Origin of the sequence: Citrobacter sp. Cb028, from assembly GCF_030336705.1 — a bacterium.
GTDB classification, from domain to species: Bacteria; Pseudomonadota; Gammaproteobacteria; order Enterobacterales; family Enterobacteriaceae; genus Citrobacter; species Citrobacter braakii.
Genome location: NZ_JAOWCZ010000021.1, coordinates 23,913 through 39,563, shown reverse-complemented (window position 1 = coordinate 39,563; position 15,651 = coordinate 23,913). Strand labels below are relative to the sequence as shown.

Below are 15,651 nucleotides of genomic sequence, written 5' to 3'. Positions count from 1 at the left end.
GGATGCCATAATGACGGAACAAGAAAAATCCTCCGCCGTGGTTGAAGAGACCAGGGAGGCCGTGGAAACCACGTCACAGCCAGTCAATACTGAAAAAAAGAGTAAGAACAGCACGGCGCTGATTCTGAGCGCAGTGGCGATTGCTATTGCGCTGGCTGCAGGCGTTGGGCTGTACGGTTGGGGGAAACAGCAGGCAACAACGCAGACAGCAACCAGCGATGCGCTGGCGAACCAGCTTACGGCGTTGCAAAAAGCGCAAGAAAGCCAAAAAGCTGAGCTGGAAGGCATTATTAAGCAGCAGGCAACGCAGCTGGATGAAGCCGCTCGCCAGCAGGCCGCGCTGGTCAAACAGCTTGACGAAGTCCAGCAAAAAGTCGCCACTATCTCCGGCAGCGATGCCGGGACATGGCTGCTGGCGCAGGCTGATTTTCTGGTGAAACTGGCCGGTCGCAAATTATGGAGCGATCAGGACGTTACTACCGCCGCGGCGCTGCTGAAAAGCGCTGACGCCAGCCTGGCGGATATGAATGACCCAAGCCTGATTACCGCCCGTCGCGCGATTACCGACGATATCGCGAGCCTCTCTGCGGTGACTCAGGTCGACTATGACGGCATTATCCTGAAAGTGAATCAGCTCTCTAACCAGATTGATAACCTGCGTCTAGCCGACAACGATACCGACGATTCGCCGATGGATTCCGACAGCAGCGAGCTTTCCAGCTCGATCAGCGAATGGCGCATCAATCTGCAAAAAAGCTGGCAGAACTTTATGGACAGCTTTATCACCGTTCGCCGTCGTGATGAAACCGCCGTCCCGCTGCTGGCACCGAACCAGGACGTTTACTTACGTGAAAATATCCGTTCTCGCCTGTTAGTGGCCGCCCAGGCCGTGCCGCGTCATCAGGAGGAAACATATCGCCAGGCGCTGGAAAACGTCTCCACCTGGGTGCGCGCCTACTACGACACCGACGATGCAGCCACCAAAGCTTTCCTTGAAGAGGTAGACCAACTGAGCCAACAAAGCATCAGCATGGACGTACCGGAAACGCTGCAGAGCCAGGCGCTTCTCGACAAGCTCATGCAGACCCGCGTACGTAATTTACTGGCACAACCTGCCACAGCGCCGGTTGCAGCAGCTCCTGCGCCTTCAGCTGAAACTCCGGCAACTGCGCCGCAAGGAGAATAATGATGCTAAAAGTATTATTGCTCTTTGTGCTATTGATCGCCGGGATCGTTGTCGGTCCAATGATTGCCGGTCATCAGGGCTACGTACTGATCCAGACGGATAATTACAATATCGAAACCAGCGTGACGGGTCTGGTGATCATTCTGATCGTCGCAATGGTCGTCTTGTTTGCGATTGAATGGCTGCTGCGCCGAATTTTCCGCACTGGCGCGCATACCCGCGGATGGTTTGTCGGTCGGAAGCGTCGTCGCGCCCGTAAGCAGACGGAGCAGGCGCTGCTCAAGCTGGCAGAAGGCGATTATCAGCAGGTTGAAAAGCTGATGTCGAAAAACGCCGATCATGCAGAACAGCCGGTAGTGAATTACCTGCTGGCGGCAGAAGCGGCTCAACAGCGCGGTGACGAAGCACGTGCCAACCAACACCTTGAGCGTGCTGCCGAACTGGCCGGAAATGATACGATCCCGGTAGAAATCACTCGCGTTCGCCTGCAGCTGGCGCGTAATGAAAATCACGCCGCGCGCCACAGCGTAGATAAACTGCTGGAAGTGACGCCACGTCATCCGGAAGTGCTGCGTCTGGCTGAACAGGCCTACATTCGTACCGGTGCATGGAGTTCGTTACTGGATATCATTCCATCCATGGCAAAAGCGCACGTGGGTGATGACGAGCACCGCGCGATGCTGGAACAGCAGGCATGGGTTGGTCTGATGGATCAGGTTCGCGCCGATCAGGGCAGCGAGGGGCTACGTGCATGGTGGAAAAACCAGAACCGTAAAACCCGTCACCAGGTTGCCCTGCAGGTAGCAATGGCTGAACATCTGATTGAGTGTGACGATCATGATACGGCACAGCAGGTCATCATTGATGGTCTTAAACGCCAGTATGACGACCGCCTGGTGCTGCCGATCCCGCGTCTGAAAACCAACAACCCGGAACAGATAGAAAAAGTGTTGCGCCAGCAGATTAAAGCCGTCGGCGATCGCCCATTACTGTGGAGCACGCTGGGCCAGTCGCTAATGAAGCACGGCGAATGGCAGGAAGCCACGTTCGCCTTCCGTGCCGCTCTCAAACAGCGTCCAGATGCCTATGACTACGCCTGGCTTGCTGACGCGCTGGACAGACTGCATCAGCCAGAAGAAGCCGCCACCATGCGTCGTGATGGCCTGATGTTGACGCTGCAGAACAACAATCCCCCGCAGTAATTCCCTCTTGCCCGGTGACGCTTCGCTTACCGGGCCTACCGTTATTTCATATACACCAAATCATTCGAGATGCTTCGAGGCGACTTGAAGGATGAGGTGTATATGCATAAAAAAACGCCCGCTCTTTTGGAGCAGGCGCTAAACAGGTCTGTATGACAACATAAATGGGTGCTTCACTCAACGTTATGTCCATGGTGTTTGATGAGGCCAGAGCGACATCTGTCTGTGGACGATAAGCACCGTAAACGGCTCTGCATCATTCCTGAGTTTATGAGGCCAGATGGCGAACATAAGAGATGGAATGAGCATCTACCCGTATATTATTGCACAAGGCATGCCACGATTGCACTGCAAAAACAATGGAACCGGACTTTTTAAGACATCAGGAAATTCGGGGAAATAAAGGCTGAGAAGGGAAAATCAGAAAACAAAAAACCCCGCCGAAGCGGGGTTCAAAATTGGTCGGCGAGAGAGGATTCGAACCTCCGACCCACTGGTCCCAAACCAGTTGCGCTACCAAGCTGCGCTACTCGCCGTTTTACTGCTTTTTGAATTTTTAGTTCAATTCTTTAAGTCGTGGTGCGAGGGGGGGGACTCGAACCCCCACATCCTAAGGACACTAACACCTGAAGCTAGCGCGTCTACCAATTCCGCCACCTTCGCATTTCACAACTTTAAATTAATGGGGTGGCTAATGGGATTCGAACCCACGACAACTGGAATCACAATCCAGGGCTCTACCAACTGAGCTATAGCCACCACTGCAAATCTTTTACGCGGTATTAAAACCACCGCAGCTCCGGCACCATTACTAAATGGTGCGCCCGACAGGATTCGAACCTGAGACCTCTGCCTCCGGAGGGCAGCGCTCTATCCAGCTGAGCTACGGGCGCTTAGCGCCGTTGCGGGGCTGGATATTACGGAGGTCTCGGTCTGCTGTCTAGTGCTTTTTTAAAATAAATTATCGTTTGGTCATGGTTTGTGCGTTTTGTCGCTTATTCCTGCAATTTTTGGGCTGTGCCATGACGATTCAGGCCAAAAACCTTATAAATGAGCGTCACGGCCAGTAAGAAGATAATGCCAACAAACAGCGACATTCGGGTATCTTCATTAAAGTACATGCCGATTAATACGCAAATCAGGAACGCCATCGTCAAATAGTTCGCCCACGGGAAAAGAATCGAGCGGAAAGGATGACTGGCGATCGCCGCTTTATGCGCCTGACGGAAACGTATCTGGCTTATCAGGATCACAAACCACGGCACCATCCCCGGCAGCACGCTGGCGCTATAGACATAAACGAACACACGCTGCGGGTTGGGAATGATGTAGTTCAGGCACGAACCAACCAGCAGGATCGCGATAGAAATAGCCACGCCGGCAACCGGCACGCCCTGGCGCGAAACTTTTCCAACGGCGGCAGGTAACTGGCGATTCTTTGCCAGCGCGTAAAGCATACGCCCACAGCTGTACATCCCACTGTTACAGCCCGACAGCGCCGCCGTCAGGACCACAAAGTTAATAATCCCTGCCGCGGCGGTAATACCAATCTTGGCAAAGGTGAGAACAAACGGGCTACCGTTACTGCCAATCTCATTCCACGGGAAAATAGTGACGATAACAAAAATCGCACCGACGTAGAAAATCAGAATACGCCACAGCACTTTCCCTACTGCACTCCGCAGCGTGACCTGCGGATTCTTCGCTTCACCCGCAGTAATGCCGATCAGCTCCACGCCCTGGTAAGAAGCCACGACAATACACAATGCCGTCAGGAAGCCCTTCCAACCACCAGCAAAGAAGCCGCCGTGCTCAGTCAGGTTGCCAAAGCCGATCGCCTGACCGCCATTGCCAAAACCGAAGAAAATCACCCCTAATCCAATGACGATCATCACAATGATGGTGGTCACTTTAATCATGGCAAACCAGAACTCAATTTCACCATACAGACGAACCGCGGCGAGATTTGCCAACGCAACCAGTCCGACAGCAATCAGTGCGGGTATCCATTGTGCCATTTCCGGGAACCAGAACTGGACGTACACCCCGATGGCGGTAATCTCCGATATCCCCACCGCCATCCACATAAACCAGTATGACCAGGCAGTGAGATAACCAAAGAAGGGGCTCATATAACGATGGGCGTAAACAGCAAATGAACCGGCAACCGGCTCGAGGAATAACATCTCCCCCATAGAACGCATAATGAAAAAGACGAACAGCCCGGCGACGATGTATGCCAGCAGAACCGAAGGTCCCGCCCATTTCAGGGTACTGGCGGCCCCCATAAATAGCCCGACGCCAATAGTCCCCCCAAGGGCAATTAATTCGATGTGACGAGCCTCCAGCCCACGCTGTAGCTCAGGTTTGTTCTCGGCCATAAATCCTCTTGTTGTGTTTGCATACTGTCCGGTATTACCGGTTCTCGTTATGGGTACATCTTGTTATGCCATAACAGGCCATACGGCACCGACCGCTTAACGGTTGGCGTCAAAAACACCACGGCACTGCAATGATTGTTGCGAATGGTTTCCTAAAATCGCTTAAATGGCAATTAAAGCATTCAAAAAATAAATAGATTGTGCGAGAAAGCAGCGATTATGTTGTGAATAAGTAGCGTAATTAGCAGATCACGCTACTTATCAAAGGAGGGAGGGCGTCAGAGGTTGCCGGTATAGTGCCAGCGGAGATAGCGTAATAAGCGAAGTTGACGAGTGATACGGCTTGGCTGCGACAATAAGCGATACAGCCACTCCAGCCCCAGACTCTGCCAGATTCGCGGCGCACGCTTAACGTGACCGGTAAAGACGTCGTAGGTACCACCGACGCCCATATACAGCGCTTCAGGGTGAATCTTCCGGCAGTCACGCATAAAGATCTCTTGTTTCGGCGAGCCCATCGCCACCGTCACAATCTGCGCACCGCTAGCGTGGATACGTTCAAACAATGCCTGACGCTGGTCCGGGGTAAAATAACCGTCCTGACTGCCTACAATGTTCACGCGCCACTGGGCACGCAGTTTGGTTTCCGTTTGCGCCAGAACTTCAGGCTTGCCACCAATCAGGAAAACAGGCGTTCCTTCCTGCCCGGCTCGCGCCATAAGCGCTTCCCAAAGATCAGCCCCTGCCACGCGTGAAACCTGCGCCTGCGGAAATTTTTTGCGCACTGAGCGCACCACGCTAATCCCATCCGCATATTTGAACTCAGCGGCGTTGATCAGATCCCGCACTTCAGGGTTATCTTCTGCCGTCAGCATCTTCTCAGCGTTGATTGCCACCAGCGTTCCTGACCTGAGATGTCCCTCGGCAAACAGGTAATTTAGCGCATGCTGCATATCGCGCCAGCCAATCAATTGTAGCCCGCGCAGCGAGTAGAGTGGCGCAGTTGTGTTATCTGTCATTACGATCCTTCAATCTGTGTCCGGGGCAGCGATTTGATTCGTTTATGGATGAGTCCCGCACTATCGAATAGCCAAAACAGCAGTTTTGCCACCAGCAGACACACGCCGAAAATCACGAGGAAAAAGACCACTCGCGAGACAAACGAATCCAGCCCTTCACGTGCCAACACGATCATATTGAAAATAGCGCCAAAACAGAAACTGTGCAGAATCGCCGCCTTGTAGCGATTGGTTTCGCAGTTGCCTAACTCATACAGCCAGTCAAACCACTTGATGATGAGTCCAACGACAATCGCGCCTAACGGGATAAACAGCGCCCCGCCCATCACCACCAGTGAACCAATTAACGTCGGCGAAATCGCCAGACCTGAGTGGTTGTTCAACACTTCCCAGGTAAAGTAGTTCGCTGAGTTGAGGACAATACTCGGCCGCCCAGGCCACAGCCAGGAAGGGATAAAGACGTAGAAGTCACGGACAATCGGCGCCAGCCCCTGAAACTCAATATTGTGGTAATTTTGCAGCAACAGCGCCAGATTCTCCCACGGCGAGAAGGTGTCGCGCGTGAGGTACAGGAAGGTATAGAACGCCTCGTCGCCGCTAACGTTCATCCCATAGCGCTTCAGCGCCAGCCAGAACATCCCGACGATACCCAGCACGCCCGCGGCGGCTAGCATCCACAGCGAAATCCAGCCGCGAATGATGCCGATAAACAAGAAGATGGCAAACGCAATGATGATATTGGCGCGCGTCCCGCCAACAATCATATAGGTCAGCAAACCAAACGCGACGGTACTCACCAGGAAGAATAACCACGCTTTGCTGTCCTGACGCAGGAAATAGACCACCAGCATTGCCGGAATGAAGAAGTAGAAGAAACGCTTCAGAGCGACCCCAGAGACTTCACTGGAAAAAATTTGGCTGTAGGATTGCAGTCTGAACAGCAGGAATCCGTTGTGCATAAAGAAGACGCCCACGCTCACCAATGCAATCGCCATCAGGATAACCCAGGTCAAATGCGCTTCAACGCGATTGATGGTAAATAGCGGCCTGCGTGGCTTATCCTCGACTCGCTTGCGAAGGCGTGTTTTATACGTCACGTAGTAGACGGCATAGAAACAGGCGGCTGACAGCAAGGCCTGCAGCAGGATCTCCGGCGGAGCAACTGCCACATCAAAACGGAACACCAGTATGCTGGTCAACGGGAACCCGAAGAAGAACGTCAGCAAAAACAGCAGTGAGAAGAAAACATTGAAGTTAAAACGCACGCGGCGGAATTCAAACCAGGTCAGCGTGGCGATAAACAAGGTGGAGAGCAGCCATACCACCAGCAGACCGCTAAATTGCATCAGGCTCATACGGTTTCTCCTGAAGCAATACGCAACGCGTTGTGCCACGGCTGCAGATAATTCGGGCTAAAGAAGGTGATTGAATTTTTATCTACCGATGCCAACTGGCGCTGCGCTTCGCGTACGACGCCTTCACTGAGCTCATCAGTGGTAAATAACACCGGGAGATTCTGTTCCACCATATCCTGCCAGAAGGGATTTTCACGGTTGAGCACGCACGGGATACCGGCCTGAATCAGCAAACACAGGGTACCGATCCCCTGCTGACGGGCAAAAATAAAGTAACCCAAATCACACTGACGTAATAATGTCAGATAGGCATCAAATTCCAGCTTTTCACTTAAAATTTGCAGATTCTCAGCGCTAAACAATGCCAGGCCGGCCTGACGAACCTCGTCGATATAAGCCGCATTATTGGCGGGGTACCCCATCGGCACAATCACATTCACCGTGTCGCCGAACTGCTGATGGACGGCGCGTAGCGCGGCAATATGCTCATTGCTGCGATCGCCAGAGTTGCCAACCAGCACCGTCATCTTGCCGCTGCGCTGACACGCGTTGCTCATATTATTGAGCGAGGGATCCATCCGCGTTGGGAAATAGAGCAACTCGCCACGCACGCGCGGATGCTGTTCGGCGAAATAGCTCAAATCACCCCGCGTGGCAAATACGCAGCCCACACGATTCTGCGCCATACGGCGAATGGGGTAAAACAGGCGAAATTTCAGTCCACTGGAGACTTCATATAAATCCGCGCCCCAGATATGCCAGTAAAACTGCTCCGGTTTAATTCCCCCGCTCAGCAGCGCTAACCACAGGCTGGTGTTGAACTGACCGTGGAAGAAAAAACGCTGTTGGCGATCCGCTTTTGCTTTCGCGATAACCGCTTCAGCCAGCGCCTTTTTCCCACCATAGAAGCTTAGCGATAACGCCGGGCAGTTCTCTCTGAATCCGGCATCCTGACCTGCAACCATAAACGTGCGCGCGTGCTCGCTCATCGCGGCCAGCGAGTCGTTGAAAAACCGCAGCACGGTTTGGTTATGGTGAGGGATATCCGATCCCAGAACGTGAATCAGTACAGTCATACCCGCCTACGCCAGAGTAAAAACACGCCACAACAAAGAGAGAAATAGACAATGTACGTTGCCATGTAAGCCTGTGCCGCGCCCAGCGCACCATGTGCAGGGATCAGCCAATGTGCAAACGCCGTCAATAACATGAACTGGCTAATTTCTGCCAAGATATAAAACCGCAGCGACGCTTTCGCGATCACCAGATAACCGAAAACATAGGCGCCGACTTTCAGCACATCACCGACCAGTTGCCAGGCGAACAGGTCGCGCATGGCGGTGAATTTAGCGGAGAAAAGCAGCCAGATAGCAAAATCGCGCAGTAGCCAGACGGTAAAGCTTGCGGCAGCAACCGCCGGCAGCACGAATTTCAACGACTTGATCACTTCGCGTGTAATGTCGCGCTTTTCAGTCAAACGCGACAACGTCGGCAGCAAGTAAACGCTGAATGAGGCGGTGATGAATTGCAGATAAGCATCGGAGATACTGCTCACCCCCTGCCAGATCCCCACATCATCCCAGCTGTACTGCGCCGCCAACAGGTTTCGCATCATCACGTATGCCACTGGCAGCGTTACGGAGGTAATCAGCGCCATCAGCGTAAACTTGCTTAACTGCCCTGCCAGACCGTTATCCCACGAAGGTTTCAGGTAATGCAGGGGGATCGCCCCACGCTTAATCAGCATTATCGCGGCAGGGATTACGACCAGCGCAGGTACCAGCGCCAGGCCCAGCAAGGCGCCTTCATACCCTCCCAGGCGATAACAGCCATAATAAGCCGCTACACCCACCAGGCTCCCCACAATCAACGACAGCGCGTTACCCGCCGCATCGCGGAAGCCCTTCATCAGCGCCAGCAGCAGGTTCGCCCAGGCAATGCCCATCTGTACCAGCGCAACCAGTCGAACCAGCCCCTGATAATGAGTATGACCAAATAATCCCTGACTGATAGGTGCGGCCGCCAGCAAAAAAATCACCGCCATCAGCGTAGAGAATCCCAGCACCATCGCGGAAGATGTACCAACCACCTTACGGAGCCGGGCCGGATCGTCATGATGCTGCGCAACGTATTTCGTGACGCCATTGAAAATGCCGGCCCCCGCCAACACGCCAAGCACGGTGACCATCTGGCGGAAGTTACCCGCCTGCCCCACGCCTGCAGGTCCAAACGACACCGCCAGCAACTTCACAACCAGCAAACCTGCACCAATTTTTACCAGCGTACTGGCCGCCGTCCATAAGGACGCTTTTGCAAGCGACATATCAGGCGAAGTAGTTGAGTAAGGTCGTAATGACTGTTCGCTGGTTCACCGGCGACAGATTGTAGAACAGCGGTAAACGCAGCAGGCGTTCGCTCTCTTTGGTGGTGTAACGATCAACACCGGCAAACACGCCGAATTTATCGCCAGCCGGGCAATCATGCAGCGGGATATAGTGGAACACCGCCATAATTTCAGCTTCTTTCAGGAAGTTAATCAACGCAGTGCGATCGTCGATATCACGCAGTTTGATGTAAAACATATGGGCATTCTGTACGCAACCCTCCGGTATCGAAGGCAGCTCAATACGTCCGGCACGCGCCAGCGGTTCCAGGGCATCGTAATACTTTTGCCACAGCGCCAGACGCTGCTGGTTAATACGATCAGCCGCTTCCAACTGCGCCCACAGATAAGCCGCCTGCAGATCGGACATCAAATAGCTGGAACCGATATCACGCCAGGTATACTTATCTACCTGGCCGCGGAAAAACTGACTACGGTTAGTCCCTTTTTCACGGATGATCTCTGCGCGCTCGACTAATTTTTTATCATTAATCAGCGTCGCTCCACCTTCCCCGCCTGCGGTATAGTTTTTGGTCTCATGGAAGCTAAAGCAGCCGATGTGACCAATCGTACCCAGCGCACGCCCCTTGTAGGTCGACATGACGCCCTGGGCGGCATCTTCCACCACATACAGGTTATGTTTAGTGGCCAGCCCCATGATGGTATCCATTTCGCAGGCCACGCCCGCGTAATGTACCGGCACAATAGCGCGGGTTTTATCGGTGATCGCCGCTTCAATCAGCGTTTCGTCAATGTTCATGGTATCCGGGCGGATATCAACAAAGACAATTTTCGCGCCGCGCAACACGAAGGCATTGGCCGTCGAGACAAACGTGTAGCTCGGCATAATGACTTCATCGCCAGGCTGGATGTCCAGCAACAATGCCGCCATCTCAAGCGATGCGGTGCAGGAAGGCGTCAGCAGCACTTTCTCACTGCCAAAATGCTGCTCCAGCCACTGCTGACAGCGACGGGTAAAGCCACCGTCACCACACAGTTTGCCGCTATTCATCGCAGACTGCATGTAATCGAGTTCAGTTCCCACCACCGGCGGTGCATTAAATGGAATCATCGTGTCACCTGTATAACCAATACGCGGTGCTTTCCACATTCGCACCACTGTGTATATAACGTTTAAGCGCGGCGGTGTTGCCCATTTGGGTCGCCACGCGCAATGTTGTTTTACCGCGGGCCTGTGCCCAGTAAAGCGCGGCCTGCATCAGTTCTGCACCCGCACCACGCCCGGCCAGCAGGCCAATTCTCGCCTCGGTCGCATTCAGTTCACGCAGCGAGACATAGCCACGAATCTCACCAGTCGGTTTACGAAAAACGAGGCACTGATGATCAAACGTCCCCAGCACCGCGTTTTCAATCCACTGTGCGTAGAAACGCGCGCTGGCATCTTCGGCATACCACGGGGCGCGAAAACGGCTTTGCGCAAATGCCTGTCCTGCCAGATGGCGTAATACCGGGATATCCGTAGGTTGCGCGACCTGCGCACCGGGGTTGCCGCTGGCACACGTCACCGGCAGTACAAAATCGACTTCACCTTCTACCAGTGAGAAACCCAAATGCTGCAGAGCATCTAATTCATGGCTATTTGCGGCAAGTATTTTTGCTTGTACACGCGACCAGGGCAGCAACGCATCCGCAGTTAGAACCGGTGCGCGTTGGTCAAAACGGACAATGGCGCTATTCACGCCAAAGAACGTATTTTCCCAGCTAAGCGGCTCAATACTGGCGCGGACGAGCACGGAGCAGCTCCAGCAGGTATTGACCATAACCCGTTTTGGCCAGTGAACTGGCGGCACGCTTCACGCCTTCGTCATCCAGCCAACCGTTACGCCAGGCGATTTCTTCCAGACAGGCTATTTTAAAGCCCTGGCGTTTCTCCACCGTCTGCACAAAAGTGCTCGCTTCGATCAAACTGTCATGCGTACCGGTATCCAGCCAAGCAAAGCCACGCCCAAGCAATTCAACCGTCAGATGTCCGTCATCAAGATACATCTGGTTGATAGACGTAATCTCCAGCTCCCCACGCTCAGAAGGTTTCACGCGTTTCGCGTATTCCACCACTTTGCTGTCATAAAAATAGAGCCCTGTCACCGCCCAATTAGATTTCGGCGCTTTCGGCTTCTCTTCCAGAGAGACTGCGCGAAAATTGTCATCAAACTCAACAACACCAAAACGTTCAGGGTCCATGACCTGATAGCCAAACACCGTCGCGCCTTGCGTTCTGGCGGCCACATGACGCAGTTTTGGACTGAATCCTTGACCAAAGAAGATGTTGTCCCCTAACACCAGGCACGATGGTTCACCGTTAAGAAACGTTTCACCGATAATAAAAGCCTGCGCTAATCCATCCGGGCTCGGTTGCTCAGCATAGTGCAGTTCAATGCCAAACTCAGAACCATCGCCCAGCAAACGCTGGAAATAGCCTTTATCTTCCGGAGTGGTGATAATCAGGATTTCGCGAATTCCCGCCAGCATCAGTACCGATAGCGGGTAGTAAATCATCGGCTTATCGTAAATGGGCAATAGTTGCTTCGATACGCCCCGCGTAATGGGATACAGGCGAGTACCTGAGCCACCCGCCAGAATGATACCTTTCATGCGTTGTCTCCTCCGCAAAACCAGGCGGTTAGCCCTTCAGACCTAAACGTTCGCCCTGGTAACTGCCGTCCTGCACGGGTTTCCACCATGCCTGATTATCCAGATACCACTGCACGGTTTTGCGCATTCCACTTTCAAACGTTTCCTGCGGCATCCACCCGAGTTCACGCGCAATTTTTGAAGCATCAATGGCGTAACGTAAATCATGGCCTGGGCGATCGTCCACAAAAGCGATCAAGTCGCGATACTGCGCGATGCCCTGCGGTTTATGCGGAGCCAGCTCTTCCAACAGGCTGCAAACCGTTTCGACAACATCCAGGTTTTTACGCTCGTTATGGCCACCAATATTATAGGTTTCCCCAACCGCGCCCGTCGTCGCCACGCAATAGAGCGCCCTGGCGTGATCTTCTACATACAACCAGTCACGGATCTGTTGACCATTGCCATATACCGGCAACGGTTTGCCCGCCAGTGCGTTGAGGATCATCAGCGGAATCAGTTTTTCCGGGAAATGGTACGGACCATAGTTATTGGAACAGTTGGTAATCAGCGTTGGCAGACCGTAGGTACGCAGCCAGGCGCGAACCAGATGATCGCTGCTGGCTTTCGACGCGGAATAAGGGCTGCTCGGCGCATACGGCGTGGTTTCGGTGAAGAAATCATCTGTGGAATGGAGATCGCCATACACCTCGTCAGTCGAGATATGGTGGAAACGAAACGCCAATTTTTCCTCGCTGGCTAATGTACTCCAGTAAGCGCGCGCCGCTTCCAACAGCGTGTAGGTTCCCACAATGTTGGTTTCGATAAAGGCGGCCGGACCATCAATTGAACGATCGACATGGCTTTCTGCAGCCAGATGCATCACGCAGTCCGGCTGATATTGTTGAAACACCTTGTCGAGCGATGCCCGATCGCAAATATCCACTTTCTCAAAGGCAAAACGGGAATTCTGCGCAACCGACTCCAGCGACATCAGGTTTCCGGCGTAGGTCAACTTATCGACCACAACCACCGCATCCTCGGTATCATGAATGATGTGTCGCACAACCGCCGAGCCGATAAATCCCGCTCCACCGGTAACCAGAATTCGTTTCATTAGCGCCAGACCCCTTTGGTATCAACGATGTAATGCTGTTGAACCGCATCGCCTTTGATGGCTTTAAATTCATTATGGTCAACCAGCATGACCAACACATCAGCACGTGCCAGAGCATCGTCCAGCGTCGCCAGTTGGCAAAGACCATCCAGTTTTTTCGGCAGTTGATGGATGTTCGGTTCCACCACCAGCATTTCGCCTTTGTGCCATTGCGCAATATTCTGCGCAATTCCCATCGCCGGGCTTTCACGCAAATCGTCAATATTGGGTTTGAATGCCAGACCAAAACAGGCAATTTTCACTTCGCTAGCCCGTTTGTTGGCATCCGCCAGACAGTCGGCTACGGCAGCCTTTACCCGATCGACCACCCAATGCGGTTTACCATCGTTTACCTCGCGCGCGGTGCGGATCAATTTCGCCTGCTGCGGGTTCTGCGCCACGATAAACCACGGATCGACCGCGATACAGTGTCCACCTACGCCAGGGCCGGGCTGCAAAATATTCACGCGTGGATGCCGGTTTGCCAGGCGAATCAGTTCCCAGACGTTGATCCCCTGATCGGCACAAATCAGCGACAGTTCATTGGCGAAGGCGATATTGACATCGCGAAAGCTATTTTCCGTCAGCTTACACATTTCTGCAGTGCGGGCGTTGGTTACCACACATTCGCCTTCGAGAAAGATGTTGTACAGCTCGCTGGCGCGCGCGGAACAGACGGAGGTCATTCCTCCAATCACCCGATCGTTTTTAATCAGTTCGACCATTACCTGACCCGGCAGTACGCGCTCTGGGCAATAAGCAATGTTAACGTCCGCCTGTTCACCGACCTGCTGCGGGAAAGTCAGGTCAGCCCGCATTTCTGCAAGCCATGCGGCCATCTGTTCAGTTGCCCCGACAGGTGAGGTGGATTCCAGAATCACCAATGCGCCTTTTTTCAAAACTGGCGCAATAGATTTCGCCGCGGCTTCTACGTAGACCATATCGGGTTCATGATCTCCCTTGAATGGGGTAGGCACCGCAATCAGATACGCATCAGCATCTACGGGTGTCGCGCTCGCACGTAAAAACCCATTTTCGACCGCCGTTTTCACCACCGCCCCCAGATCGGGCTCAACGATGTGAATTTCGCCGCGATTAATGGTATCCACCGCATGTTGATTTATATCTACGCCAATTACGTGTTTTTGACGGGAAGCAAAGGCAGCCGCCGTTGGCAGTCCGATATAACCCAACCCAATGACAGAAATGGTCGTAAAACTCATAGCGATATCCGATTATTTTTTAATGCATCTAAAATGCGGTCACATGCCAGCCCGTCTCCATACGGATTATGGGCGCGGCTCATGATCTGATATTCATTGTCGTCATGCAGCAAACGCGTGACTTCTTCAACAATCCGCTGTGGGTCTGTACCTACCAGGCGTACAGTCCCTGCGGTAATAGCTTCCGGGCGCTCCGTTGTTTCACGCATCACCAGCACAGGTTTCCCCAGAGACGGCGCTTCTTCCTGAATCCCGCCGGAATCAGTAAGGATCAGCCAGGCGTGATTCATCAGCCATACGAATGGCAGGTAGTCCTGCGGTTCAATCAACACCACATTTTCAACGTGACCCAGGATGCGATTGACCGGCTCACTGACGTTAGGGTTCAGGTGTACCGGATAGACAATCTGCACATTTTGGTTAGACGCGGCTATTTCCGCCAGGGCATGACAGATTTGCTCAAAACCGAGACCGAAGCTTTCCCGACGATGACCGGTCACCAGGATCATCTTTTTATCAGCATCCAGGAAAGGATAACGTTCGGCCAGATCCGCACGCAGCGTCTCATTTCCCAGTACGCGATCCCGAACCCAGATCAACGCGTCAATAACCGTATTACCCGTGACGAAAATACGATCATCAGGGATAGCTTCTCGTAACAGATTTTGGCGCGAGTTTTCTGTTGGGGCAAAATGATACATTGCCAGACGCCCGGTCAGCGTACGATTAGCCTCTTCCGGCCATGGTGAATAGAGATCGCCTGTACGTAAACCAGCCTCTACATGCCCCACCGGGATGCGCTGATAGAACGCGGCCAGACTGGTAGCAATCGTGGTTGTGGTATCACCATGAACCAACACCACATCGGGTTTGAATTCAGCCAAAATAGGCTTTAACCCTTCCAGGATGCGGCAGGTTATTTCTGTTAGTCCCTGACCTGGCTGCATAATATTGAGATCGTAGTCAGGTACAATGGAAAAAAGATTCAACACCTGATCGAGCATCTCCCGATGCTGCGCCGTAACGCAAACTTTCGCCTCAAAATCAGGATCTTTTTCCAGCGCATGAACCAGAGGAGCCATCTTAATGGCCTCCGGTCGCGTACCAAATACAGTCAGTACTTTCACATCGATTCTCTTCGGATTGGCAGTGAG

General features: G+C 53.1%; 13 protein-coding genes and 4 tRNA genes. 2 read left to right on the top strand and 15 right to left on the bottom strand.

From position 1 onward, the window contains the following. The first annotated feature begins 10 nt into the window (after nucleotides 1-10). Complete coding sequence (hemX, locus tag OGV75_RS01505) at nucleotides 11-1,186, top strand: uroporphyrinogen-III C-methyltransferase (protein WP_053389013.1); 1,176 nt, start codon at nucleotides 11-13, stop codon at nucleotides 1,184-1,186. Nucleotides 1,187-1,188: 2 nt separating this feature from the next. After that, nucleotides 1,189-2,388, top strand: a complete 1,200-nt coding sequence (gene hemY / locus OGV75_RS01500; protein ID WP_016155120.1) for a protoheme IX biogenesis protein HemY — start codon at nucleotides 1,189-1,191, stop codon at nucleotides 2,386-2,388. A gap of 459 nt (nucleotides 2,389-2,847) precedes the next feature. Here hemY and OGV75_RS01495 read toward each other — a convergent pair. The 15 genes from OGV75_RS01495 to wecB form a co-directional block, all read right to left on the bottom strand. Beyond that, nucleotides 2,848-2,924 (bottom strand) — tRNA-Pro (locus OGV75_RS01495). A gap of 41 nt (nucleotides 2,925-2,965) precedes the next feature. Next, nucleotides 2,966-3,051: transfer RNA gene (locus OGV75_RS01490), tRNA-Leu, on the bottom strand. A 20-nt stretch (nucleotides 3,052-3,071) separates the two neighbouring features. Next, nucleotides 3,072-3,147 (bottom strand) — tRNA-His (locus tag OGV75_RS01485). Nucleotides 3,148-3,204: 57 nt separating this feature from the next. Further along, nucleotides 3,205-3,281 (bottom strand) — tRNA-Arg (locus tag OGV75_RS01480). Nucleotides 3,282-3,383: 102 nt separating this feature from the next. Further along, complete coding sequence (gene thrP, locus OGV75_RS01475; RefSeq protein WP_016155119.1) at nucleotides 3,384-4,769, bottom strand: bifunctional threonine/serine APC transporter ThrP; 1,386 nt, start codon at nucleotides 4,767-4,769, stop codon at nucleotides 3,384-3,386. A gap of 278 nt (nucleotides 4,770-5,047) precedes the next feature. Further along, entirely contained in the window at nucleotides 5,048-5,788 is a 741-nt protein-coding gene (gene wecG / locus OGV75_RS01470; protein ID WP_053389658.1) for a lipopolysaccharide N-acetylmannosaminouronosyltransferase, read from the bottom strand. After that, entirely contained in the window at nucleotides 5,788-7,143 is a 1,356-nt protein-coding gene (wzyE, locus tag OGV75_RS01465; protein WP_047358751.1) for an ECA oligosaccharide polymerase, read from the bottom strand. The genes wecG and wzyE overlap by 1 nt, the downstream gene beginning before the upstream one ends. Next, nucleotides 7,140-8,219 (bottom strand): TDP-N-acetylfucosamine:lipid II N-acetylfucosaminyltransferase, encoded by a 1,080-nt coding sequence (locus OGV75_RS01460; RefSeq protein ID WP_053389657.1) that lies wholly within the window; start codon nucleotides 8,217-8,219, stop codon nucleotides 7,140-7,142. The genes wzyE and OGV75_RS01460 overlap by 4 nt, the downstream gene beginning before the upstream one ends. Next, the gene (gene wzxE / locus OGV75_RS01455; protein WP_016157841.1) at nucleotides 8,216-9,466 is read right to left on the bottom strand and encodes a lipid III flippase WzxE; all 1,251 of its coding nucleotides are present in this window, start codon (nucleotides 9,464-9,466) and stop codon (nucleotides 8,216-8,218) included. Before wzxE ends, OGV75_RS01460 begins: the two co-directional genes overlap by 4 nt. Before the next feature lies 1 nt (nucleotide 9,467). Beyond that, a complete protein-coding gene (gene rffA / locus OGV75_RS01450) occupies nucleotides 9,468-10,598 on the bottom strand; it encodes a dTDP-4-amino-4,6-dideoxygalactose transaminase (protein WP_016155114.1) in 1,131 nt (376 codons plus the stop codon). 4 nt (nucleotides 10,599-10,602) lie between these two features. After that, nucleotides 10,603-11,280, bottom strand: a complete 678-nt coding sequence (gene rffC / locus OGV75_RS01445) for a dTDP-4-amino-4,6-dideoxy-D-galactose acyltransferase (protein WP_286480293.1) — start codon at nucleotides 11,278-11,280, stop codon at nucleotides 10,603-10,605. Further along, nucleotides 11,258-12,139 (bottom strand): glucose-1-phosphate thymidylyltransferase RfbA, encoded by an 882-nt coding sequence (gene rfbA / locus OGV75_RS01440; protein ID WP_016155112.1) that lies wholly within the window; start codon nucleotides 12,137-12,139, stop codon nucleotides 11,258-11,260. Before rfbA ends, rffC begins: the two co-directional genes overlap by 23 nt. Before the next feature lie 28 nt (nucleotides 12,140-12,167). Next, nucleotides 12,168-13,235: a dTDP-glucose 4,6-dehydratase gene (gene rffG, locus OGV75_RS01435; RefSeq protein WP_109017235.1), complete on the bottom strand. Its 1,068-nt coding sequence runs from the start codon at nucleotides 13,233-13,235 to the stop codon at nucleotides 12,168-12,170. After that, entirely contained in the window at nucleotides 13,235-14,497 is a 1,263-nt protein-coding gene (gene wecC, locus OGV75_RS01430; RefSeq protein WP_286480291.1) for a UDP-N-acetyl-D-mannosamine dehydrogenase, read from the bottom strand. Before wecC ends, rffG begins: the two co-directional genes overlap by 1 nt. Continuing rightward, a complete protein-coding gene (gene wecB, locus OGV75_RS01425; protein WP_049282715.1) occupies nucleotides 14,494-15,624 on the bottom strand; it encodes a non-hydrolyzing UDP-N-acetylglucosamine 2-epimerase in 1,131 nt (376 codons plus the stop codon). Before wecB ends, wecC begins: the two co-directional genes overlap by 4 nt. Nucleotides 15,625-15,651 lie beyond the last annotated feature (27 nt).

Bases quoted from the DNA above. Each gene is read 5' to 3' on its own strand.
- hemY (WP_016155120.1), top strand. From the start codon at position 1,189: ATGCTAAAAGTATTATTGCTCTTTGTGCTATTGATCGCCGGGATCGTT.
- wecG (WP_053389658.1), bottom strand. From the start codon at position 5,788: ATGACAGATAACACAACTGCGCCACTCTACTCGCTGCGCGGGCTACAA.
- thrP (WP_016155119.1), bottom strand. From the start codon at position 4,769: ATGGCCGAGAACAAACCTGAGCTACAGCGTGGGCTGGAGGCTCGTCAC.
- rfbA (WP_016155112.1), bottom strand. From the start codon at position 12,139: ATGAAAGGTATCATTCTGGCGGGTGGCTCAGGTACTCGCCTGTATCCC.
- wecC (WP_286480291.1), bottom strand. From the start codon at position 14,497: ATGAGTTTTACGACCATTTCTGTCATTGGGTTGGGTTATATCGGACTG.
- OGV75_RS01460 (WP_053389657.1), bottom strand. From the start codon at position 8,219: ATGACTGTACTGATTCACGTTCTGGGATCGGATATCCCTCACCATAAC.
- rffA (WP_016155114.1), bottom strand. From the start codon at position 10,598: ATGATTCCATTTAATGCACCGCCGGTGGTGGGAACTGAACTCGATTAC.
- wzxE (WP_016157841.1), bottom strand. From the start codon at position 9,466: ATGTCGCTTGCAAAAGCGTCCTTATGGACGGCGGCCAGTACGCTGGTA.
- wzyE (WP_047358751.1), bottom strand. From the start codon at position 7,143: ATGAGCCTGATGCAATTTAGCGGTCTGCTGGTGGTATGGCTGCTCTCC.
- rffG (WP_109017235.1), bottom strand. From the start codon at position 13,235: ATGAAACGAATTCTGGTTACCGGTGGAGCGGGATTTATCGGCTCGGCG.
- hemX (WP_053389013.1), top strand. From the start codon at position 11: ATGACGGAACAAGAAAAATCCTCCGCCGTGGTTGAAGAGACCAGGGAG.